We start from the raw sequence: 22,814 nt of genomic DNA, 5'->3' as shown, positions 1-22,814 counted from the left end.
AGATGAGAGCTTCCACGCGTCGGGCCTGATCCATGATCCTGCAATCGCTCGCCGGCCTGCCGGCCTTTCTGGTGTACTTCTGTACCGCGCTGGTCGCGGTGACGGCCTACCTGTTCATCTACACCCGCGTCACGCCCTACAATGAATTCCAGCTGATCCGGGACAACCATCCGTCGGCCGCGATCTCGCTCGGTCTCAGCCTGCTCGGCTTCACCCTGCCACTGGTCAGCGCCATCGCCCATTCCGCCAACGTGCTTGACTGCCTGATCTGGGCGCTGGTCGCGCTGATCGTCCAGGTGATCGTCTATTACCTCGTCCGCATCCCGGTGCCGGACCTCGCCCAGCGCATCGTCGCCGGCGAGCTGGCCTCCGCAATCTGGCTCGGTCTCGCGTCGCTCTCCGCCGGCGCACTCAACGCCGCCTCGATGATCATCTGACCATGTCCAAGCAACGCCGCGAATTCGGCAAGCGTCGGCCGATGCCGCCCCCGCCCGCGACGCCGCCGGTGAAGCGCTCCGGCCACGTCGCGCTGCTGCTGATGGGCACGCTCGCGGTCGGCGGCACCGCCTATGCGCTGATGCCGCGGCAGCAGAGCTGCCCGCAGCAGGGCACCGAGACGCCGACGATGGCCGGCCAGCCGCAGACGAGCGAATGCACGACGCACCGCTCGAGCGGCGGTGGTGGCGGCAGCGGCTCCAGCCGCTGGGGATTTTCGAGCGGCGACAGCGATTCCAGAAGCAGCGGCTCGAGCCATGTCGCCGAGGCCTCCTCCGCGCATGTCTCGCGCGGCGGCTTCGGCTCGTTCGGACACGGCTTCGGTGGCGGTGGCTGATTTTCGTCGCGCCGGCGCCGTGAAAACACCGCGTTCATGATGCTATCTTGGATTCGGATCTTTGACACAGACTCAAAATCATAAAAAACTGGCCTGCCCACTCATCGGAAACGACCCGATGCAACGTCCGCACCTTGGGGTGCCGACGACTATGACGGCTGCGGTGGCCGCCGCCACCTCGCCGCGTTTTGGTAGCAAACAATCGTACGGTGCCGGGCGCGAGCTTGCGCCTGGACCGCGCGGACGATGTCATGGCCGCATCAGCGATGACGGCCTCGGCCGTGCTGCGCCCCGTTGCCACGGGCACGGCATGATCGCCGCTGCCTTAGGCTGACGCCGATGCAGCGCATCCCATGCCCCGAGCGTGACGACTGGCGCGAGACGGCGGCACGATGCGGCTTCGACTTCTACGAACTCGACGGCGAGCGCTATTGGGACGAGCGCGCCTACTACGCATTCACGATCACCGAAATCGAGATCGGCATCGAGGAGCCGACGGCCGAGCTCGAGCAGATGTGCCTCGCGCTGGTCGCGCGCGTCATCGGCGACGAGGCGCTGCTGCGCCGGCTGAAGATCCCGCAGGCGGTCTGGCCGCTGCTGTCGGAGAGCTGGCAGCGAAGGGACGGCAGCCTCTACGGACGGTTCGACCTCAGCTATCACGGCGGCCGCGCGCCGGCGAAGCTGCTCGAATACAACGCGGACACGCCGACCTCGATCTTCGAGGCTGCGGTGTTCCAATGGACCTGGCTGGAGCAGGCGATCGAACGTCGCATCCTGCCGGGGCGTGCGGACCAGTACAACTCGATCCATGAGCGCCTGATCGAGCGCTGGCGCGCACTCGGCAAGCAGCGCCGCGTGCATCTGGCCGGCCTCACCGGCAACGCCGAGGACACCGCGACCCTGGCCTATCTGGCCGACACGGCAGCCCAAGCGGGCCTGTCGACAACCATCCTTGATGTCGCCGACATCGGCTGGCGCGAGACCGGCGGCGGCTTCGTCGATCTCGACGACGGCGACATCGCGCTCGCCTTCAAGCTCTATCCCTGGGAATGGATGTTCCGCGATGCGTTCGGCGCCAAGCTCGCGCAAGCGCCGACGCAATGGATCGAGCCGCCGTGGAAGGCCATCCTGTCCAACAAGGGCATCCTGCCGCTGCTCTGGCAGATGCACGAAGGCCATCCGAACCTGCTGCCGGCCTATTTCGAGGACGATCCGAAAGCCGCCAGCCTCGGCTCGAGCTTCGTGCGCAAGCCGATCTACTCGCGCGAGGGCGCCAATGTCAGCCTGGTGTCCGACGGCGTCGCCGTCTCCGCGCAGGACGGCCCCTACGGCGCCGAGGGCTACATCCGCCAGGCGGTGGCGCCGCTGCCGGATTTCGGCGGCGTGTTCCCGGTGATCGGCAGCTGGCTCGTCGACCACGAGCCATGCGGCCTGTCGATCCGGGAGGACACGAGCCCGATCACCGGCAACCGCTCGCGCTTTTTGCCGCATGCAATCCTGTAGGATATTGACGACAGCCAGCGAAAGCGCCTCGACACGCCGTTCCGGAGCACTAGATAGGACCGAGGGGAATTCCCTGCGCGATCGGCGCGCATAGTCGGGATGAGGCATGGCGACGGACAACTCCGAACTCGAAGGCCTGCGGATCCTGGTCGCCGAGGACGAGGGCCTGATTGCGCTCGATCTGAAGATCGTCATTACCTCGGGCCATGACGATGCGACGCTGTTTCCGCCGGAGATCCGCGGCCTGCCCCGGCTCGCCAAGCCGTTCGACAAGCCGTTCGACAAGCGCGCGCTGCGCGCGATGGGCGAGACCACGTTCGTTCGGCATCAGCGCAACTCATAAGGCTTCGCTCGGGCCCGGCACATCCGGAGGCATCGCGTGTCCATCATCGAAGATACCGCGGCCTACGAGGCCTGGCTTCGCAGCCAATGCGCAGTGGTCGAAGACGACCTCCTCACCAAGCACGAGCGGATGCGAAAGAGCCCCTTCGTCTTCCTGCGGGCGACGTACTACCGCTGGGCGCGGCGCATCGAGGAGATCTGCCCGGAGCTGCCCGAGGCACCGGTCGCGCTGTGCGTCGGCGACATCCATCTGGAGAATTTCGGGACATGGCGCGACGCCGACGGGCGCTGGGTGTGGGGCGTCAATGATTTCGACGAGGCCGCGGTGATGCCCTACGTCCTCGATCTGGTCCGACTCACGACCAGCGTCGAGCTCGCGCCGAAAATGGAGATCGGCAACCGCGATGCGGCAGACGCGATCCTGGAAGGCTATCGCCACGGACTTCAAAGGCCAGGGCCGGCGCTGCTCGACGACCATGAGATGTGGATCCGCTCCTACGTCAAATGCTCGGATCAGTGCCGGCGAAGATTCTGGGACGAGATCGACGGATTGACGCCGGCGGATGCAATTCCTTCCGCCGTCCATAAGTTGCTCCTCGGCAGCCTTCCCGGGACGGGCGAGACGCCGAGATTCTTCCGCCGCGCCGCCGGCGGCGGCAGCCTGGGACGTCCACGCTTCGTCGTCGTCGCAACATGGCGCGGCGGCCGTGTCGTGCGCGAAGCGAAGGCGTTGGTCCCTTCGGCCTGGACCTGGGCGAAGGACAAGCCGCAACGGAAGCCGGCGCCTCAGCACAGGTTCATTGAACTCTCGAATGGAGCCCATCGCGCGCCCGATCCATTCCTCCGCGTTTACCGGACCGACGAGGGGGACTACGTCGTTCGGCGATTGTCGGCCGATGCGCGCAAGATCGACCTCGGCAAGGAGGCCGGCGCCGACCTCAAGCTCGTCCTTCTGCGCGGCATGGGCGCGGAGCTCGCCTCCGTCCATGCGGCTGACGGTCGCGTCAGCAGCACCATCGCGGCGGATCTCAGGAAACGCGGTTCGGGCTGGCTGCGCAGAGCTTCCCGCGCCGCACGCGAGGCGACGGAGAGGGACTACGACGTGTGGTGCCGACGGGCCTGAGTTCAGCGCTCGACGTGAGGGCCGATACGGCGAGGACGAGGAAGCACCGACCGGAGCGCGACCTTCACCACGCACCGGTCAGTCCGGCCGCGCGGCCGACGCCGGCGGTTCCGACGATGTCTCCGCGCTCAGCGCAAACGTCAGCGAGCAGCGACCACCTTGAGGCCGGGCAGCAGCGCAGCGCCACCGCGCGGACTGCGCACCGGATTGATCTGGTACAGACCCCGCCGCTCCTGGTTGGGCCTGAACGCGTCGGTGATGCCGACGACCGATTCGGCGGCTCCCAGCAACAGCGTGCCGTCCGGCTCCATCACCTTGGCCATCCGCTCGAAGATCGAGGCCTTGGTCTCCTGGTCGAAATAGATCAGCACGTTGCGGCAGAAGATGATGTCGAACTTGCCGAGATGCGAGAAGTCCTGCAGCAGATTGAGCTGGCGATGCTGGACCATGCCGCGGATGTCGGCGCTGAGCTGCCAGAGCTCGCCGAGCTGCGTGAAATATTTCACCAGCAGCTGGATCGGCAATCCACGCTGCACCTCGAACTGGCTATAGAGGCCGGCCTTCGATTTCTCCAGCACCTCCTGCGACAGGTCGGTGGCAATGATCTCGATGCGCCAGCCCGCCAGAGCGGGACCGAATTCGCGCAGGCACATCGCGATCGAATACGGCTCCTGTCCGGTCGAGCAGGCGGCCGACCAGATGCGCAGGGAACGACGATTGGCACGCGACTGGATCAGCGCCGGCAGGATGCCCTCACGGAGATGATCGAACGGAATCTTGTCGCGGAAGAAGAACGTCTCGTTGGTGGTCATCGCCTCGACCACCTGCGTCGTGAGCTGCTCCGCGCCGCTCCTGATCTTCTGCACCAGCTCCGGGATGCCCGGCAGGTTGGCGCGGCGGGCCAGCGGCAGCAACCGGCTTTCGACCAGGTACTGCTTGTCGGCCGACAGATCGAGGCCGGAGCGATCCTTCAGGACCTTACGCAAGAACTCATAGTCCAGGGGTGTCACGAACGGTCTCCAGCAAACAGACGGACCAGCTTCGGTCCGATCTGGTTCAAGGGAAGGACGGCCGCGCAGATGCCGGCATTGGCGGCTGAGCCCGGCATGCCCCAGACCACGCTGGTCGCCTCGTCCTGCGCGATCACGCTGCCACCGGCGGCGACGATGTCCTTGCCGCCGCGCATGCCGTCGGAACCCATGCCCGTCAGGATCACGGCCAGGGTCGAGCCCTGCCAGACCTCGATCGCCGACATGAACAAGGGATCGACGGCGGGCTTGCAGAAATTGATCGGAGGACCGTTGTCGAGCGCGATCACCACATCGGCGCCATGGCGCGCCACGCGCATGTGGCGGCCGCCGGGGGCAAGGTAGATCTGACCCGGCCTCACCACCTCACCGTCGACGGCCTCGTGGGCCGGTCGGCGGCTCGAGCGCGCCAGATGCTCGGCGAGGATGGTGGTGAAGGTCGGCGGCATATGCTGGGTGATCAGCACCGGAAAGCGGTCGATCACGGGACCGAGCTCGGTCACCAGCGACATCAGCGCCTGCGGGCCGCCGGTCGACGATCCGATCAGCAGCACCTTCGGCATCTGCGTGCTGAAGGAGCGGCGCGCCAGCTGGGTCGGCACGGCGGGCGCCACGGGGGCGAGCATCGGCCGCGATGCAAGCGCAGGCCGGAGCCCCTGGACTTGCGGAACGATCGGCGATGCGGCCGGCGCATGCGGAGCAGGAGCGGCGCGGCGCGCCTTGGCGCCAAGATTGCGGATCTTCTGAATCAAATCGTAGTGGAAATTGTCGGCCGCCGAGGCCTCGCGCGTACTCTCGGGCTTCGGGATGTAGTCGGCCGCGCCGAGCGACAGCGCCTTGAAGCTGATCTCCGCGTTGCGGCGGGTCAGCGTCGACGCCATGATGACGGCGAGGTTCTTCTTCTTGGCAAGCAGCTTCGGCAGGGCGGCAATGCCGTCGAGCTCGGGCATCTCGATGTCGAGCACGGCGACGTCGGGATTGACGCGATCGATCTGGTTCACGGCTTCCAGGCCGGTGCGCAGCGACGCCGCCACGACCATGTCGGGCTCAGACGCGATCCAACGCGAGATCATGCCGCGGATGACGACGGAGTCGTCCACGACCATCACCCGGAGAGGTTCCTGCCTGATCGAACTCGGGATCGAAGAACTGGCCAACGCGACGCTCATAGTTCACCAACAGGACAGAGGCACGGGGTGACGGCAAGCCCGGACGACCACGGGACCGCCGCACGCAACGGAGATCAGATCAGCCCGACTTCCTGAAACTTCGCGGTCACGATGTCCTTGTCGAAGGGCTTCATGATGTACTCGTTGGCGCCGGCGTGCAGCGCGCGCGCGATGTGCGCGACATCGTTCTCGGTCGTGCAGAACACCACCTTCGGCGCGTCGCCACCGGGCATGCGCCGGAGATTGCCGAGAAACTCATAGCCGTCCATGACGGGCATGTTCCAGTCGAGCAACACCGCATCGGGAAGGCCCCGCTTGCAGATCTCCAGAGCCTGCTCGCCGTCCTCCGCTTCCACGATCTGGAAATCCAGACCTTCCAGAATGCGTCGCGCCACCTTTCGAATGACGCTGGAATCGTCAACTACCAGACACGTTCTCATATCAGCCTCACGAGGTCAGGATCCAATGCAACGACGCCTGATGCGCCGCCGCCCTCAAATTGCAGTGTTCAGGCCGCCATCTTGTCTGCTGCGAGCTCGAGCACGCGATCGACATCGAGGATGACCATCAGCTGACCGTCGAGGCGGTGCACGCCGCCGGCGAGCTTCGCCATGCGCGGGTCGAGATTGACCGGGTTCTCCTCCCGGCTCTCCTCGGGCAGCCGCAGCACCTCGCCGATCTGATCGATCAGGAGACCATAGGACTCGCCACGCAGATCGACGCCGACCGCCATCGGCGGCTTGCCGTCCTCGGCTCGGGCGAGGCCGAGCCGCGCCCGCATGTCGACGACGGTCACGATGCGGCCGCGCAGGTTGAGGACGCCGGCGATCTCCGCCGACGACAGCGGCACCCGCGTCACCCGCTCCGGCATGAACACGTCCTGCACCCGCGAGATGGGCAGGCCGAACAGCTGACCGCCGATCATCGCAGTGACGTATTCGACGGCGGCGCCTTCGGTGGTTTCGATCTTGCTGCTCATCGCACGCTACTCCTGTCCGCTTGCTGTCACGCGGCCCGCCGGTTGGCTTCGGCGCGCGCCCGTTCCTCGATCTGTTCCTTCAGCGCCGCGATCAGGCCGGGCCGGTCGAACTTGGCGATGTAGTCGTAGAGCCCGGCCTGGCGGCCGCGCTCGATCGCCGCCGGCGACACCAGCGACGACACCGCGATGACCGGCATCTGGTTCAGGTTCTGGTCGGCGCGGATCGCCTCGGTAAACTCGAAGCCGTTCATCTCCGGCATCTCGATGTCGGTGACGACGATGTCGAAGCTGTGCCCGGAACGCAGCGTGGCGAGGCCCTCGATCGCCGACGCCGCCGTGCGCACCTTGTAGCCGGCCGACTTCAACACCGGCGCCAGCATGTTGCGGAAGAACGGCGAGTCGTCGACCAAGAGCACCGACTGCGTCTGCGACTCGGTCGCCATCTCCTTGCGGATGAACCAGTCGGCGAACGCCATCGGCAGGAAGTGGCCGACGTCGATCACTTCCGTCGCCTGGCCCTTGATCACCGCCGAGCCGAGGATGCCGTCCTTGGCGCCGGAGACCTGGATGTTGAGCCGCTCCTCGACGATGTCGATGATCTCGTCGACCACGAGGCCCATCGCCCGGGTCTCGTCGGCGAACACCAGGATCGGCTGCGAGCCTGACGTCTGCACCGACACGCCTTCCATCTGCACCAAGGGCATCAGCTGGTCGCGGTACTGCACCATGTAGCGGCCGTTGGAGATCTCGATCTTGTCGGCCGCGATCTCCTCCAGGCGCGTGACCAGCGCCAGCGGCACCGCCTTGGGCTGCGCCGTGCCGGCGCGGAACACCAAGAGCGAGGTGAGCTGCTCGCCGCCGATCGCGTGATGCGCGGCGTGCTCGTCGGACACCGCCTGCGAGGCAGAGCCGGCGGCGCCGAGCGCTTTCGCAATGCCGTTCGGATCGATGATCATGATCACGGCGCCGTCGCCCAGGATGGTGTTGCCCGAGAACATGTCGATGTGACGCAGCTTGGTCGACATCGGCTTGACCACGATTTCCTCGGTGTGGAACACGCAGTCGACCACGATGCCGAAGGTCTGGTTGCCGACCTGCGTCACCACGATGAAGCCGTTCTCCGGATCGGTCGACGAGCCGTCGTCGATCTTCAAGAGCTTCTTCAGATGCATCAGCGGCAGCAGCTTGTTGCGCAAGCGCAGCACCGCGGTGTCCTTGATGCGCTCGATGCGGTGCTCGGAGTTGGCGCGCGCGCGCACCAGCTCGACGACCGACAATTGCGGGATCGCGAAGCGGTCGCCACCGGCTTCGACGATCAGCGCCGAGACGATCGCGAGCGTCAGCGGGATCTTGATGGTGACCGAGGTGCCCTCGCCGAGCACCGACTTGATGTCGATGGTGCCGCCGATCTGGTCGATGTTGGTGCGCACCACGTCCATGCCGACGCCGCGGCCCGAGACCGAGGTGACGGCGGCCGCGGTCGAGAAGCCCGGCTCGAAGATGAACTTGTGGATCTGCGCTTCCGTCATCTTCTCGAGCTCGGCCTCGGTGACGAGGCCGTTCGCCAAGGCCTTGGCCTTGATGCGCTCGGTGTTGAGGCCGCGGCCGTTGTCGGCGATGCAGATGATGATGTGGCCGCCTTCATGATAGGCGGACAGCCGGATGGTGCCCTGCTCGGCCTTGCCGGCCGCGGCGCGCTCGGCCATCGTCTCCAGGCCGTGATCGGCGGAGTTGCGCACCATGTGGGTGAGCGGGTCCTTGATCAGGTCGAGCACCTGGCGGTCGAGCTCGGTGTCGGCGCCGTGCATCTCGAGCTCGATCTGCTTGCCGAGCTCGGTGGCGAGGTCGCGGACGATGCGCGGCAGCTTCTGCCAGGCATTGCCGATCGGCTGCATGCGCGTCTTCATGACGCCCTCCTGCAGCTCGGCGGTGACGTTGGACAGCCGCTGCAGCGGCACCTTGAACTCGGTGTCCTCGTTGCGGCGGGCGATCTCGAGCAGCTGGTTGCGCGTCAGCACCAGCTCCGAGACCATCGTCATCAGATGTTCGAGCGTGTCGACGTTGACGCGGATCGACTGGTTGGCGACCTTGTCGTTCTCGTGCACCTCGCCATCGGCATTGGCCTTGGCGCGCGCCGCCTTCTTCGGCGCCTCGGCCTTGGCCTCTGCTTCCGCCTTGGCAGGCCCGGCCTTGGCGACCGGCGCCGGGGCAGCGGCCTTGGGCTCAGGCGCCTTCTCATGCGCGGGCGGCAACTCGATCGCGGTCTCGCGGAAGGCGCGCTCGAGCTCGTCGAGCGACACTTCGCCCGGACGCAGCGGACGCTCCAGCGTCTGGTCGATCAGCGAGCCGTGCGTGACCGCGGGCGCGGCCGGCGCTGCAGGCGCAAGCGGTGGCGCGGTCTCGCCGGCCATCGCGATCGGCTCCGCCGACGCGGCCATTGCCGCCATGCCGCGCTCGACCATGGCTTCGAGCTCGCTGATGAGGTCGCGGTCCTCGCCCTCAGGCTCGGCCTCGTTGGCCTCGAGCTGTCCGAGGATGTCCTTGATGCGGTCGATGGTGGTGAGGATCAGCGTCACGGCCTCGCCGGTGACCGGCATGCCGTCGCGGAACTTGCCCATCAGGGTCTCGGCGGCATGCGCCAGCGCTTCGAGCCGCGGCAGGCCGAGGAAGCCGCAGGTCCCCTTGATCGTGTGCACCAGCCGGAAGATGTTATCGAGGATCTTGGCGTTGTTCGGCTCCTGCTCGAACCGCACCAATTGATTATCGACGGTGTCCAGGCTCTCGCTGGTCTCCGTCAGAAACTCACGCAACAGGTCATCCATGAAACTGGCCTTCCAAGAATTGGCGCCGCGGTCACGGGGCGACCGCTGATCCCTGTCAGAGCAACGGTCGGTCCCAGCCTTCACCAGCCGCGCGGATCGATACCCGGCCCTCGCTGACTGGGCTGAACAGACTTTCTGTCCGTGCCATCGTTAGGTGGGGCTTTTATCCGTCCCGTTAATTTTATTGTCCGTGCTAATACGGACGTAGCATCAACCTCTCAGGCTGCGGCGAGCCCGGCCCCTTCGGCGGCCGGAATGTCAAGGCATCGCTTCGGCCGGCGCGACTGCACGATCCTCTCGCTCGATCAGCGCCCTGATCTCCTTCAGCGCCTTGTACAGCGCTCCTTCCGTGACATGGCGATCCACCGTCTCGGCTTGGCCGGCGGCTTCCGGAATCGCCCTGCGCAACTCGTTCATGCAGGCGAGATAGGACGCGCGATAGCGGATCGCGTCGTTCTTCAGGTACATTGTCTGGACGCAGAGATAGAGGCGCTTGGCCGGCGTATCGGCGGTCTCGGCGGTGACGGTGTCACGTTCGCGGAGTATAGGCGCGTCGCCTTCGACGATGAAGCGGGCGCGCGTGTTCGAATTCACGATGACGCTGTCGCCGATCACGATGCGCTCGAAAGGCTTCAGCTCGACCCGCAGGGGCATGGCCCAACTCTCCTCTCAGAAGGCTCCTCTCGGGAGTCTCCTCTCGGGAGCGGCGTCGTCGGCAGGCTGCATTCGCGTCGACACGACGTTGCTCTCGTGCTCACTGTCCGGCTGATCCGGCGCCGCAGACGCCGAAGCCGAGCGACGTCAATCTTCGAATATTCTAGAGCCGAAAACGGCGGGGCAAGCCCCGCCGCCTCCGATATTCGTGGGTGCCGCCCGCGCCTTAACGCAGGAGCTGCAGCACGCTCGCCTGCGACTGGTTGGCGAGCGACAGCGCGGACACCGCGATCGACTGGCGGGTCGACAGCGCCTGGCTGTTGGCCGCTTCCTCGTTGGTGTCGGCCAGCGTCAGGTTCGACGAGCCGGTCTGCAGCACGTTGATCAGGTTCTTGTTGAAGTCCTGACGAACCTGCACGACCGAGAGGTTCGAACCCAGCGTCGAGGCCTCGTTGCGCAGCGTGGAGCTCGCGGTGGTGAGCACGCCGATGACCTTGTTCGCCGAGCTGTTGTCGAGGAAGTCGGTGCCCGAGGTCAACGTCGAGAGGCCGAGGCCCGCCGAGTTGAACGTGACACCAGTGATCGACAGCGTCGACTTGCCGGTTTCGTTGAAGGTCAGCTTCAGCGTGTCGCCGTTCAGCAGGTTGATGCCGTTGAACGAAGCGTCAGCAGCGGTCGTGTTGATCTGCGCCAGCACGTTGTTGTACTGCGAGACCAGGCTCGCGCGCTGCGTCTGCGCGGTCGCATCCGCCACCGGAGCCGCCGCCGTCAGACCATTGAAGGCCTGGCTGGCCGCAGCCGACGTACCACCGATCGCGCCGATCGTGGCCGAAGCCGCGTCGTTGGTCGTGGTGATCGAGATCTTGCCGGTGGACGAGTCGACCGTGGCCTGCAGGTTGTTGGCTGCGAGCTTGGCGTTGAGATCGTTCAGCGACTTGACCTGTCCTGTCCCTAGACCGAACGTGATGCTGGTCGCCGTGCCACCTCCTGTGGCGCCGACCGTCAAGGTCTGACCTGACAAGCCGTCGCCGACAGCAGTCAGCCCGAGCTTGCCCAAGGTGCCGGTGCTGCCCGAGAGCGTCAATCCCGCCGCCGGAGGCGTCAGGGTGATCGCACCCGCGGTGATCGACGCGGTCACGCCGGTCTGGGTCTGGATCGCCGACAGCAGGTTGCTGACGCTGTCGCCGATGCCGATGTTGGTGCCGGACGAGGACGTGCCGGTGACGAAGGTGAAGGTGGTGCCGTTGACGACCAGCGTCTCACCGGAGGTGATGCCGGTGGCGAGGTTGTTCGACGCGGTGCCTGCCGTACCCGACAGCTTGGTCGAGCCGGTGATCGCCACCGCGCTCGAGGTATTGTCGTTGTTCACGACCGAGCCGGTCACAGCCGTCGAGCTGGAGCCGAGCAGGTCGGTGGCGGTCGCGCCGGTCAGAGCCGCCGAGGTGACGCTGGACTTGGTGGAATAGCCCACGGAGCTCTGCAGCACCTGGTTGGCGATCGACTTGGCGCTGTCGACGAGCTTCTGCAGCGAGGTGATGCCGGTGTTGGCGGCCTGCAGCACCTGCACGCCGTTGCCGATGCCGTCGAGCAGATTGGAGATGTCGGAAGCGCGGTTGTCGAGACCCTGGGCGGTGAAGAAGTTGGTCGGATTGTCGAGCGCCGAGTTGACCTTCTTGCCCGTGGAGAGGTTGTTCTGCGTGGTCGCGAGGAGCTGAGCCGTCGACTGGAGCGAGAGCAGGTTCTGGCGAACCGACGCGGAGAGGACGATACCTGACATTGTCATTCCCTTCTGGATGAACATGAGTAAACATCGCCGCACCGTTCTGTCGGCGATGGCGCAGACTGGTCCGCGGAATCCTACCCGTTCGTTAAATTGATCCCGGAACGGCCGCGCGCGGCGTCCGCCACCGCCGTTAATCCTAATTGGCCGCTAATCAGTTCGATCAAATGCGCGCAGACCGCAGAGACTCGCGGTAAAATGGCGCGCTGACACGGCATCGCGGTTGGCGTGCGCCGATGCGCGGCGTGACCGTTAAGGCAGCGCTAACTATGAGCTTTGCGGAAGAGCGGCCGACTACGAGGGGACGCGGTCGGCGCGCGGGAGGACGATCTCGACGCCGGCGGTCCGGCCGCGCGGCTCCTTGAGCTCCAGACGTCCGTTCGAACGCCTGACGAAATCCTCGACCATGCGGATCTCCGAGAAGGCGGGATCGGCCGGAGAGGCATCCGCCGCGCTCACTGACGCCGTCAACACGATCAGCACGTCGGAGGAAATGCCGTCGGCACCCGAGGCGTCCGCACGCATGCGCCTTGCCTCGATGTCGATGCGGCCGCCATGCTCCAATCGATGTCGGGCCCCGATCGCAAGACACAGCAGTGCCGCCATCAGTTGTCCCGGATCGGCGAAGACGGCCGGCACGTCCGCGCCCACCGATGTCGTCACCTCGACCTCGGTGCCCAATGTCGGACGAAGCAGACGAGCGACGTCGATCAGGAGCTCGTTCAACTCCACCGCACATGGCAGCGGCGGCCGGCCTCTTGCGAACGACAGAAGCTGCGAGGTCAATCGAGCGCCACGAGTCGCAGCCTCGTCGATCAGACGCGCGACGGCCGCCAGTTCGGGCTTGTCCTCGACCGCTTCGGCGAGAATGTCGATGGTCCCCGTGATCACGGTGAGAATGTTGTTGAAGTCGTGCAGTAGCCCACCGGCAACCTGACCGACGATCGCCATTCCTGGGTGGATGTCCGGCGTCGCTGCGGCCGGAATGTCTACGCCCGCGCTCGGCAACGACTGGTTGGACCGCTGGTAGGTGGAAGAGGCCATGAATCCTGCATTACCTGTTGGGGGGGGAGGACGGCGGGGCTATCGGGACGCAAACGAACGGACGCCGCTGCAACGTTCAGCTTCGTCTTGGCGCTCAGTCTCATCGCTGACCATCGATCGCGCTCCAGCTGGATGCAGCATCAGGCGGACTCCTGCTCCTGCAATGACGACAACCTCGTCACCGCCAGTCGCAAAGCACCGGCCGATGCCTCCACTCGCGACGAGGGTTGCATCCGACAGAAAAAGATCCGTCAACGAATCAGCGCGCTTATTAGCGATTTTGGCTTCAAGATGTCCGCTGTCAATGCGGCCGCATGCTACGTGGTGTCCGTGCCCGCCGGAGCTGCGGCGGCCGGAGCAAGAAGGAGGCCCGCCGCAAGCGCGTTGCGCTGCTTTCACCAGCCGAGGCCGATGCGTGCCGACTGTATACAACAGCGCGCTATCAGATCAGCACATCGCACACATGTTGATGGCCAAATGCGCAACCGCGCATCCGCGCCCGTCTGCACGACAACGAGCACAGCAGGAACGAATGGCCTTTACTGGGAATATTACCCGTGATTCTTCTTGTCAGCGGATAGGACGCAGTTCTATGGAACCATGAGTGCATTGAGATCTGCGAGGCTCCGTTACTGCAATGCAGGAGATGGCTTTGGACCCCAGCTTGCGTTCTCCGAACGGCTTCCTGTCGTCACTGACCGACGATGACTTCGAGCTGATCCGACCCTATCTGCGGACCGTGGATCTGGTGCAGGACTCCATTCTCGCCGAGGTCGGCGAAAAGCTTTCGCGCATCTACTTTCCTCATCGCGGCGTCATCTCGCTGGTCGTGAACCTCGCGCGCGGAGAGCGTGTTCAGGTGGCGATGATCGGTCGCGATAGTCTCTTCGGAAGCATGTCCCTGCTCGCGGGCGGCGATCCGGTGGTGCTGAACAGCGCGGCGGTCCTCGTTCCCGGTGCTGCATCGGTCGTCGACATCGACAAGGTACGGGCGGCCGCCGAACAGAGCCCCTCGTTTCGCGCGCTGATGTTGCGCCACGCACTCGCCATCTACGTGCAGAGCCAGCAGACCGCCGGTTGCAACGCCGCCCACACCGTCGAGTCACGTCTCGCCCGTTGCCTGCTGCAGACGCATGACCTTTCAGGCGGCAACAAGCTCTACATCACCCAGGAGGCCCTGGCGCAGATGATCGGCGCCCGGCGCAACAGCGTCTCGCTGGTGGCGAGCACGCTGCAGCAGGCGGACTTCATCCACTATAGCCGCGGCCATATCGAGATCATCGATCTGGACGGGCTGAAGAAGACGGCGTGCGAGTGCTACGGTACGGTGAAGGCCCACTACGAGAATCTGGTCCGGCCACGCAGCGTGCCGTGAGCAGGCGTCGTTCCGGCCCTCGCTCGTCGCGCGCCGTTGCCTCGCCGAGCGCCCTTGCCTCCGTACAACTACGGCCCGTGGCATGATCCCCATCGTCGGCACCGCTGGAATTAACGCGCTGTTCAACGGGCGCTGATAATTGTCGACGTGCTGACGAGCGCGAGTTCCAAGAGGCGTCGAATAATCTTCGTGCTGATATACCTCGCCCGTGTTCGGCTTTTGACCAAACGCGCGGAGTAATGACATGGCCTTTGATCTGTCGATGCCGATCCTGGTGGTCGATGACTACGCCACTATGATCCGGATCATCCGCAACCTGCTGAAGCAGCTCGGATTTGAGAACGTCGACGACGCCAGCGACGGATCGGCCGCGCTCTCGAAGATGCAGGCGAAGAAGTACGGTCTGGTGATCTCCGACTGGAACATGGAACCGATGACCGGCTACGACCTGCTCCGGGAGGTGCGCGCCAGCCCGGAGCTGTCGAAGACCCCGTTCATCATGATCACAGCCGAGTCGAAGACCGAAAACGTCATCGCCGCCAAGAAGGCCGGCGTGAGCAACTACATCGTCAAGCCGTTCAATGCGGCGACGCTCAAGACCAAGATGGAAGCCGTGTTCGGCCCGGCCGAATAGCCGAGCTCCCTGGGAATGTCCTGCGCGGCGGCCGGACCGGTGTTCGGCCGCTTTCTCTTTGGCGGGCGAACTCCGCGTGGTTGACGACGGCAGGACGCATACATCGCCGTGCCCTCCCCGTAGTCGTACGGAAACCAAAATTTACGAGGGGGTCAGAGCCGGCCGATAGACATAATCCTGCTTGCCGATGACCGCGTCAGGGTGGCAACGGGACAGGGAATTCATGCGCAACGACCTCCTCGTGATCGAAGATGCCGCCGTGCATCTGTCCATCTTGCGAAAGATCGCAGCACAGGCCGGCTTCAACACGACGGACGTGAGCCCGGTCGACGCAGCCTCGATCGTCCTGCAGAAGAGGAACTTGGACTGCGTCATGCCGGACCTCTCGCTGGACAACCGCCCCGGCACCGAGGTTCTCGAGCTGAACATAGATCCTCCCTTCTCGAAGCCGATCGATCTGATGCGGCTCCGGCAGACTCTGAAGCAGATCGCGCAGGAGACCGATTGCCGGCGGCTGGTCAGAGCGGCGGGCTGGTAGCAGGCGATGAGCAACAAGAAACGCTTTCTGGGAGCGCCTGCAGCGATCGCGCTGATCCTCATCTGCGTCATTGCCGGCAGCAACCTGTTCTTCCTCACCAATCTGCGCGAGAACGCGCTTCAGCACGCCGAGGAAGATCTCAGCCGCCATAGCCTCACGCTTGCAGAGAACGCCGACCGCTCGGTGAAATCGGTCGACCTCGTGCTCACCAGCGTGCGCGACTACCTGGTGCGCGGCGGCGCCATCGACGCTGCGGCGTTTCGCAAGGTCGCGTCAGACCATCAGACCCACCTCCTGCTCAAGGAGAAAATCGCAGGACTGCCGCAGATCGATGCGGTGACGCTGATCGACGCACAAGGCGGGCTCCTGAACTTCTCGCGCTACTGGCCGATCCCGGACGTCAACATCGCCGACCGCGACTATTTCAAGGCGCTGAAGGCCGACCCTGCACTGCGGACCTTCCTCAGCACGCCGGTTCAGAATCGCGGCGACGGCACCTGGAACATCTATTTTGCCCGCCGGCTCGACGATTCCAATGGCGAGTTCATGGGCATGATGCTCGGCGCCATGTCCGTGCCCTATCTGGAGAACTTCTTCGGCTCCACCGCGCAGGGTCTCGATGCCGCGGTGTCGCTGATCCGCGAGGACGGTACGCTGCTCGCGCATTTTCCGCCCACGAGCGAGATCGGCAAGCCGACCTCCGGCTTCGGTCAGCGCGCACTGTCGGCCGGCGGCGTGCTGCGCGAACCCTCCGCACGAACCGGCGAGATGCGCCTGCGGGCGGCAAAGATGCTGCCGAACTATCCCGCGATGATCGTGGTGTCGGTGTTCGAGCACGACGTCCTGAAGGCCTGGCGCGACATGGCGACGCTTCTGGTCATCGTGTCCCTGGTGAGCGCGATGGCCGTGTTCGCGGCCGCCGTCCTGATCTCCCGCTGGTGGGAACGCCACGAGCACCTGATCGAGGCCGCCGAGGCCGCGAACGCGGCGAAGTCCACCTTCGTCGCGATGATGAGCCACGAGATCCGCACGCCGATGAACGCGGTGCTCGGCCTCGCCACGACGCTGCTGGAGACCAATCTCGATCCCGAGCAGCGCCGCTCGGTGGTGGCGATCCACAATGCCGGCGACAATCTGCTCGAGATCCTCAACGACATTCTCGACTTCTCCAAGCTCGAATCCGGCCAGCTCTCGCTCGAGGACATCGCGTTCTCCGCCGAGGCCCTGGTCCACAACACGCTGAGCATCATCGGTCCGCGGGCTTCCGCCAAGGACCTGAAGCTGAGGAGCGTCAGCGACCCGGCGGTGCCGCCCGCGCTGGTCGGCGACGCCGGCCGCATTCGCCAGATCCTGCTCAACCTGGTGTCCAACGCGGTCAAGTTCACCTCGTCCGGCGAAGTGGTCGTCACGACGCGCTGCATCGAGAAGGATGACGAGAAGGCGACGGTGGAATGGACGGTGACCGACACCGGCATCGGCATTGCCGCCGACAAGATCGGCTCGCTGTTCGCGAACTTCGTCCAGGCCGACAATTCGATCAGCCGCCGGTTCGGCGGCTCCGGACTCGGGCTTGCGATCTGCAAGCGCCTGATCGAGCAGATGGGGGGTGACATCAAGGTCACCTCGACGCTGGGCAGCGGATCCACCTTCTCGTTCCGCCTGACGCTGCCGATTGCCGAGACCATCGCGGTGCCAGAGCAGAACGACGACGGCATCTACACCTCGCTGCAGAACCGGATCGCGGCGTTCGGCCGGCCGCTGCGCGTCCTCGTGGTCGACGACAATCCGACCAATCGCTTGGTCGCGACCAAGATGCTCAAGGATTTCGACATCCAGACCGACACGGCCTGCGACGGCGCCGAGGCCGTCACCGCCGCCAGCCGCTTCAACTACGACCTGATCCTGATGGACGTCCGCATGCCGGAGATGGACGGCTTCCAGGCAACCCGGACCATTCGCGCGCGAGGCGAGCGCCGTTCCAACGTGCCGATCATCGCCTTCACGGCGAACGCCTTCATGGAGGATATCCGGGCCTGCCGGGAAGCCGGGATGAACGACTTCGTCGTCAAGCCGGCCCGCAAGAAAGCGCTCGTGGAAGCCATCCTGCGCGTGCTGCCCCTGCCCGTGCCGGTGCTGGACACCGTGGCGTCAGACGCCCCGCTGGTGCCGGCCCAGCCGGATGCCAGGGCCGCCGACATTGCCACCGACACCGAAATTGCTCCCGAAGCCGCGCTCGACCGCGAAGCCTATGCCGAGCTGGTCGGCGAGATCGGAGACGAGGCCGCGGAGGAGATCCGCGACGTGTTCTTCAGCGAGACGGATGCGCGGCTGAAGCAGCTCCGCCAGCTGACGCTCGACGGCGGGCGCATCAAGATCGGCCGCGAGGCGCATTCGCTGAAGAGCGCAGCCGGAACCTTCGGGTACCGCCGGCTTGCGGCCTACGCGCTCGCGCTGGAGAAGAGCGCGCCACGCCTGTCCGCCAAGGAGTATGCCGAGCTGCTCGACAACATCGAGGCCGCCTACGCCGCCGCCCGCGCCCAGGAGCTGCAATATTGAAGCGAGGGAGGCCGCAGGCCTCCATGGCGCAATCCGATCTGTGCGGCGTCTCGCACGCCGCACCGCCGCGACGGGCTCGGACGACCGAGATGGCAAACGAGACCTTCACGACGCGGATTCGCTGAACCTGATCTTCATATTCCCTTACAATAAGTTGACGCCGTACTTCTACGGCTCACGATTTTCACAATCAACTAATCATGAGCTGCGAGACTCGGGGTCACATAGGAGATGTGTCCCATGTTTACTTTTGAAACCGCCGACCAGAAGGAAGTCAGGCGTTTCCGAATTGCGCAGTTCAACGGCCGGACCGCGACCGTGAAATCCGGCGGATCGACGATCACCGGCCACGTCCGTTCAGTCATGGAGAACGAAGCGAGCGTACCGCCGCGCTGGACCATTACGATCGTGCCGGCACCGCCCAAGGCGCAGGCGCCGCTGCGCCCGACCTCCCGGGTTCGCCCCTTCGCCGAGGATTATTTCTGACAGCACGGACGTCCTCGTCCCGCTCAGCGCGTTCGACCGAGCCGGTCGGACGCCGATCTTCATTGCCTGCAGCGCGCGGCACTGCGGGGGTCGAAAGCGCGAGCGCGGCATTCGCGCTCGTCCGCCGTCATCCGATCTGGTTGAGAAGTGCTGCGCGAACGAGTTCGGCTGTGTTGCGCGCGCCAACCTTGCGCATGGCCTCGGCGCGATGGCTCTCGAAGGTGCGGGGGCTGATGCCCATGCGCAAGGCGCCCTCCTTGTTCGAATGCCCCTCACTGATCAGCTTGAGGACCTCGTGTTCGCGCGGGGTCAGCGACTTGCTGGCCCGGCCGGGTGGTCGCGCGGGCGCCGTGCCCTGCTCGTGAGCCGGCACCGTCCGCGACAGCGGTCTTAACTGCCCGTGCGCGCCGGACATCTGGTTGACCAGGGCGCAGATCCGCTCAGTCTGCAGCAACGCGTTGTCGACGACCACCTGGACATGCCGGCGCTCGCCGGGCGTCCTGGCGATCTCGTCGCTGCGCTGCTTGATTTCCTCCATGTAGAGCATCAGGGCGGTGAGCGAACCGTTCAGCTGACGCGCCAAAGCGAGCGTGCCCTGGTCGTCGTGACGTCCCATCGCGAGCGGCGCAGATGTGCCGGAACGGGTCGCCAGGAGGTCCGGGTCGTTAACTCCTTGGCCGCCCGGAGCAGGTGCGGCGTGAGCGTCGGAAAGGCTGTTGTTCAGCTGTGCCATGCCTCATTCTGACGCGGCGGCAACTTTAACATGGTTAATTATACCGTCCGTAGCAATACGGGATTTTTCCCGGCAACTCGCGCAACCGCCGCTAATTTTCCCAAAAGTTACAATCTGAAATGGTTAAGCCGGGGCGTGATGCCGTGCTTCGGGAGACCCGTCCCCGGCGCGTGCCGCGACGCCTGTCCACGATGTCGTGCAATGCTACGATTGTTTACTGACATTAATTTCGCACCAACTGTTTCGTGCTTCGATGAGCTCCGTGCTCGTCCGTGGAGACGAGCGACCTTGACATATAGCTGACAGCCTGACGCCAATGGGACCGGTCGACCGGATCTGGGAATTCCTGCAGCGGTTGTCACCGCTGACACGAAGCTGCCTGCTCAGCGAGCTCGAACGGCTGGAGCTGAGCGGCGTCGACATGCCGGGATCCGCCGACCTCCAGGCCCGGCTGCGCGCCGAGATCCGCAACAACAATGGCGCCGGCGGCCACCGCACCATCAATCCTTCGCGCTACTTCTTCATGCCCGTCGAGCAGCTTCTCATCGACGGTTCGCCGGAGCATGCCAATGAGGGCCGCATTGCCCGCGGCTCCCTCACGCCGATCTGGGAATGGATCTCGCGCGATCTGCTGCCGACCATGGCGCGAGACTACAACGCGCAGATGAAGGACCTGATCGCCGGGGACAAGCAGCGCGAGATCCGCCAGGTCGCGAGCGCGTTCCAGACCAAGGTGACGAAGTCGCTGGAAGGCACGTTGGCGCGCGCCGAGGGCATCGAGCAGGTCCGCAGCAAGCTGAAGGCCTATACGGCCTCGCCGTCGGTGTTCGACGACGTCGTCAAGCTGTTGAAGGCGCTGCGCGCCCGCGAGGAACTCGCTAAGTTCGCCGATTCGCTGCCGGACCGGATCGTTGAGTTCGACGATCCGCAGGTGAAGAAGATGGTGCTGCTGCTCGATGCGCTGCGCAAGAGGCAGCCGGAAGCCGTGCCCTTTGCGTTGACGCTGGTCGCCAAGCGTCTGAAGGAGCCCTGGCAGGTGTTGCGGCTGGCGACCAAGGCGGCGCGCTCGAAGAACGTCGCGGATGTCATCGCGGCGCCCTACGCCATGACCGTGCCGATGGTGCTCGATCAGCTCGAGGACAAGCGGCTCGCGCTTCGTGTCGCGTTGAAGAACAACCGCGTCGTGACCGCCAAGGAAATCCTCACCAGCATCTATGACATCGAGTATGCGATCCAGGTCCGCATCGATCGCATCGACGAGTCCGAGTGGGGCACGCGCCTGAACGCCATCATGGCCAATACCGACAGAATGGTGCAGGCCGAGGTCAAGCGCTTCCCCGCAGAAGTTGGGCACGTGCTCGGCTCCAACAGGCTGCGCAGCCATCGCTCGTTCGGCGGCCGCCTCACCTATTTCGCCTGGAAGGGCCGTGACGCGATCAAGACGGTGCTGCGGTCGGCAACCGGTTGACGGCCGCGCGTTCAGAGCGCCCTTCCGGCCATCCTATCCCTGGGCCATGCGCTCGCGCGCCGACTTGAATCCTGCCACGAAGCGCGCCAGCGTGTCCGAGGTCTTGCCGCGCGGCAGCATCACTTCGATCAGCGAGAAGCGTCCGCGCCGATGCACCGCGCGCTCCAGCGCAGCGACGAGCTCGCTCCGGGTGGCGACGCGCTCGCCGGTGCCGCCGATGGAATTGGCGATGTCGGCATAGTGCCAGTCATCGAGATCGTTGAACCGCGACTCCGGCTGGAACACGCGCAGCATCTCCCAGCTGCAATTGTTGAACAGCACGACGATCGGATCGAGGCCGTAGCGGCGACAGTTGCCGAGCTCCCATCCGGTCATCTGGAATGCGCCGTCGCCGACCAGGATCAGCGGACGAAGGCCGGTCGCGGCCACGCCGATGCCGGCCGGCACGCCGAAGCCCATCCCGGCGTAGTAGCCCGGCGCGGCCAGCGCCGTGTTGTCGATCTCCATCGCGGTGAACAGGCAATCGCCGATATCGGAGGTCATCGGCATCCGGCCATGGCGATCGAACATGTCGTTGACCGCGGTCGCGATGTCCGAAGGCGCAATCGGCGCACCATCGGCCGCGAGGCCGCGCGGATAGACCGAGCGCTGCCGCGGCAGGCCGGACGCCGCGGCCCGCGGCGTCGCGCGCTCGTCCAGCGCATCGATCAGATCGCCAAGCGGCATGTCGCGATAGGCGTGATGGCCGATCTGGACCTCACGGCTGGCGGCCAGGATCATGCGGCGCGGGTCCGGCGCCCGGTTGGACAGCGCGAAATTGGTGTCCGACAGGATGACGCCCAGCATCAGCACGAGATCGGCATTCTCGACCAGTTCCGTGATCGCCGGGTTGCCCGCGGCGCCAAGATAGGTGCCGGCGACGACATCGTCGGCCCTGTCGAGCAGGCCGCGGCCCATGAAGGTCGTCACCAGCGGCAGGCCCAGCTTGCGCGCGAGCGCCGCGATCCTGTCCTCGACGCCGTAGCGCCGGATTTCGACGTCGACGACGATCACGGGACGCTCCGCCTGCGCGATGCGGGCGAGGATCTCCTCGACGCATTCGTCGAGCGCCTCGCGGCTGGCCCGCCGCGGCGGCAGCGGCACCACCGGCTCGACCTCGGCATCGACCATGTCGCGCGGAAATTCGAGATAGACCGGCAGCGACATCTCCTTCGCGCTGCGCAGCACGCGCGCAATCTGGGCCGGCGCCGTGGCCGGATCGCTCAGCACCGCCTGATCGCAGGTGATCTCCTTGAACACCGCGAGCTGCGTGTCGACGGTGCGGGCCTGGTGGTGCAGCAGAAAACCGGAGACGCGCTCACGCGCGCCGGGCGCGCCCGCGATCACCACGACCGGCGAGCGTTCGGCATAGGCGCCGGCGACCGCGTTCACGACGTTGAAGGCGCCGGCGCCATAGGTGACGACGGCGACGCCGAGGCCGCCATGATAGCGTGCGGCCGCATCCGCGGCGAAGCCGACCGCCGGCTCATGGCTCAGCGTGACGCTCGGCAGGATGTTGCTCTCCTCGATGACCTTGAACAGCGGCAGCACGAAGTCGCCGGGAATGCCAAAGATCTCGCGGGCGCCGTGGTCCTTCAGGGCGGCAAGCAGCGCATGGGCAAGAGCAGGCATCCGGATCCCCTGAGCGTGGCGTGACGTTCAGCCGGTGCTACACGATGAGGGGCGGACTGCCAACCGCCGGCCGTTCG

General features: G+C 65.4%; 21 protein-coding genes. 11 read left to right on the top strand and 10 right to left on the bottom strand.

All coding sequences use genetic code 11. The annotated features are described in order from the left end of the window. The first annotated feature begins 32 nt into the window (after positions 1 to 32). The 5 genes from QX135_RS03560 to QX135_RS03540 all read left to right on the top strand — a co-directional run bounded on the left by QX135_RS03560 (position 33) and on the right by QX135_RS03540 (position 3,800). Positions 33 to 437, top strand: a complete 405-nt coding sequence (locus QX135_RS03560) for a DUF350 domain-containing protein (RefSeq protein ID WP_315771802.1) — start codon at positions 33 to 35, stop codon at positions 435 to 437. A gap of 2 nt (positions 438 to 439) precedes the next feature. Beyond that, entirely contained in the window at positions 440 to 832 is a 393-nt protein-coding gene (locus QX135_RS03555) for a hypothetical protein (RefSeq protein ID WP_316182278.1), read from the top strand. A gap of 339 nt (positions 833 to 1,171) precedes the next feature. After that, positions 1,172 to 2,335, top strand: coding sequence for a glutathionylspermidine synthase family protein (locus QX135_RS03550; RefSeq protein WP_316182276.1), 1,164 nt, complete (start codon positions 1,172 to 1,174; stop codon positions 2,333 to 2,335). A gap of 106 nt (positions 2,336 to 2,441) precedes the next feature. Then, positions 2,442 to 2,678: a hypothetical protein gene (locus QX135_RS03545; protein ID WP_316182273.1), complete on the top strand. Its 237-nt coding sequence runs from the start codon at positions 2,442 to 2,444 to the stop codon at positions 2,676 to 2,678. A gap of 36 nt (positions 2,679 to 2,714) precedes the next feature. After that, the gene (locus tag QX135_RS03540; protein ID WP_316182271.1) at positions 2,715 to 3,800 is read left to right on the top strand and encodes a DUF2252 family protein; all 1,086 of its coding nucleotides are present in this window, start codon (positions 2,715 to 2,717) and stop codon (positions 3,798 to 3,800) included. A 140-nt stretch (positions 3,801 to 3,940) separates the two neighbouring features. Here QX135_RS03540 and QX135_RS03535 read toward each other — a convergent pair whose 3' ends face one another. The 8 genes from QX135_RS03535 to QX135_RS03500 form a co-directional block, all read right to left on the bottom strand. After that, positions 3,941 to 4,810, bottom strand: coding sequence for a protein-glutamate O-methyltransferase CheR (locus QX135_RS03535; RefSeq protein ID WP_315734099.1), 870 nt, complete (start codon positions 4,808 to 4,810; stop codon positions 3,941 to 3,943). Further along, a complete protein-coding gene (locus QX135_RS03530; RefSeq protein ID WP_316182269.1) occupies positions 4,807 to 5,997 on the bottom strand; it encodes a chemotaxis response regulator protein-glutamate methylesterase in 1,191 nt (396 codons plus the stop codon). Before QX135_RS03530 ends, QX135_RS03535 begins: the two co-directional genes overlap by 4 nt. Before the next feature lie 74 nt (positions 5,998 to 6,071). Then, a complete protein-coding gene (locus tag QX135_RS03525) occupies positions 6,072 to 6,437 on the bottom strand; it encodes a PleD family two-component system response regulator (RefSeq protein ID WP_006613312.1) in 366 nt (121 codons plus the stop codon). 68 nt (positions 6,438 to 6,505) lie between these two features. Beyond that, complete coding sequence (locus tag QX135_RS03520) at positions 6,506 to 6,976, bottom strand: chemotaxis protein CheW (protein WP_172114528.1); 471 nt, start codon at positions 6,974 to 6,976, stop codon at positions 6,506 to 6,508. Positions 6,977 to 7,002: 26 nt separating this feature from the next. Further along, entirely contained in the window at positions 7,003 to 9,798 is a 2,796-nt protein-coding gene (locus tag QX135_RS03515; RefSeq protein WP_315757213.1) for a hybrid sensor histidine kinase/response regulator, read from the bottom strand. A gap of 258 nt (positions 9,799 to 10,056) precedes the next feature. Then, a complete protein-coding gene (flbT, locus tag QX135_RS03510) occupies positions 10,057 to 10,452 on the bottom strand; it encodes a flagellar biosynthesis repressor FlbT (RefSeq protein ID WP_315740791.1) in 396 nt (131 codons plus the stop codon). A 226-nt stretch (positions 10,453 to 10,678) separates the two neighbouring features. Beyond that, entirely contained in the window at positions 10,679 to 12,229 is a 1,551-nt protein-coding gene (locus QX135_RS03505) for a flagellin (protein WP_315777235.1), read from the bottom strand. 297 nt (positions 12,230 to 12,526) lie between these two features. Further along, entirely contained in the window at positions 12,527 to 13,276 is a 750-nt protein-coding gene (locus tag QX135_RS03500; RefSeq protein WP_315740793.1) for a histidine kinase dimerization/phospho-acceptor domain-containing protein, read from the bottom strand. A 652-nt stretch (positions 13,277 to 13,928) separates the two neighbouring features. Between QX135_RS03500 and QX135_RS03495 the strand changes: the two genes are divergently transcribed. From QX135_RS03495 to QX135_RS03475, 5 genes are all read left to right on the top strand, one after another. Next, complete coding sequence (locus QX135_RS03495) at positions 13,929 to 14,651, top strand: Crp/Fnr family transcriptional regulator (protein ID WP_315740838.1); 723 nt, start codon at positions 13,929 to 13,931, stop codon at positions 14,649 to 14,651. Between the two features lie 244 nt (positions 14,652 to 14,895). Next, a complete protein-coding gene (locus tag QX135_RS03490; RefSeq protein WP_008968243.1) occupies positions 14,896 to 15,285 on the top strand; it encodes a response regulator in 390 nt (129 codons plus the stop codon). 223 nt (positions 15,286 to 15,508) lie between these two features. Beyond that, a complete protein-coding gene (locus tag QX135_RS03485) occupies positions 15,509 to 15,823 on the top strand; it encodes a response regulator (RefSeq protein WP_315740839.1) in 315 nt (104 codons plus the stop codon). Between the two features lie 6 nt (positions 15,824 to 15,829). Next, positions 15,830 to 18,379, top strand: coding sequence for a hybrid sensor histidine kinase/response regulator (locus tag QX135_RS03480; protein WP_316233946.1), 2,550 nt, complete (start codon positions 15,830 to 15,832; stop codon positions 18,377 to 18,379). Between the two features lie 240 nt (positions 18,380 to 18,619). Next, positions 18,620 to 18,865, top strand: a complete 246-nt coding sequence (locus tag QX135_RS03475) for a hypothetical protein (RefSeq protein ID WP_315740795.1) — start codon at positions 18,620 to 18,622, stop codon at positions 18,863 to 18,865. Between the two features lie 127 nt (positions 18,866 to 18,992). On the opposite strand, the gene QX135_RS03470 is transcribed toward QX135_RS03475, so the two are convergent. Further along, positions 18,993 to 19,598: a LuxR C-terminal-related transcriptional regulator gene (locus QX135_RS03470; RefSeq protein WP_315777238.1), complete on the bottom strand. Its 606-nt coding sequence runs from the start codon at positions 19,596 to 19,598 to the stop codon at positions 18,993 to 18,995. A 316-nt stretch (positions 19,599 to 19,914) separates the two neighbouring features. On the opposite strand from QX135_RS03470, the gene QX135_RS03465 reads away from it, so the two are divergent. After that, positions 19,915 to 21,066, top strand: coding sequence for a hypothetical protein (locus QX135_RS03465; RefSeq protein WP_315740797.1), 1,152 nt, complete (start codon positions 19,915 to 19,917; stop codon positions 21,064 to 21,066). A gap of 33 nt (positions 21,067 to 21,099) precedes the next feature. Here the strand turns inward: QX135_RS03465 and ipdC are convergent, their stop codons facing one another. Beyond that, entirely contained in the window at positions 21,100 to 22,737 is a 1,638-nt protein-coding gene (gene ipdC / locus QX135_RS03460) for an indolepyruvate/phenylpyruvate decarboxylase (RefSeq protein WP_316233945.1), read from the bottom strand. Positions 22,738 to 22,814: the final 77 nt, after the last annotated feature.

Origin of the sequence: Bradyrhizobium sp. SZCCHNR1098 (assembly GCF_032489375.1) — a bacterium.
Taxonomy (GTDB): Bacteria; Pseudomonadota; Alphaproteobacteria; order Rhizobiales; family Xanthobacteraceae; genus Bradyrhizobium.
This window is presented reverse-complemented; position numbering and strand designations above follow the sequence as displayed.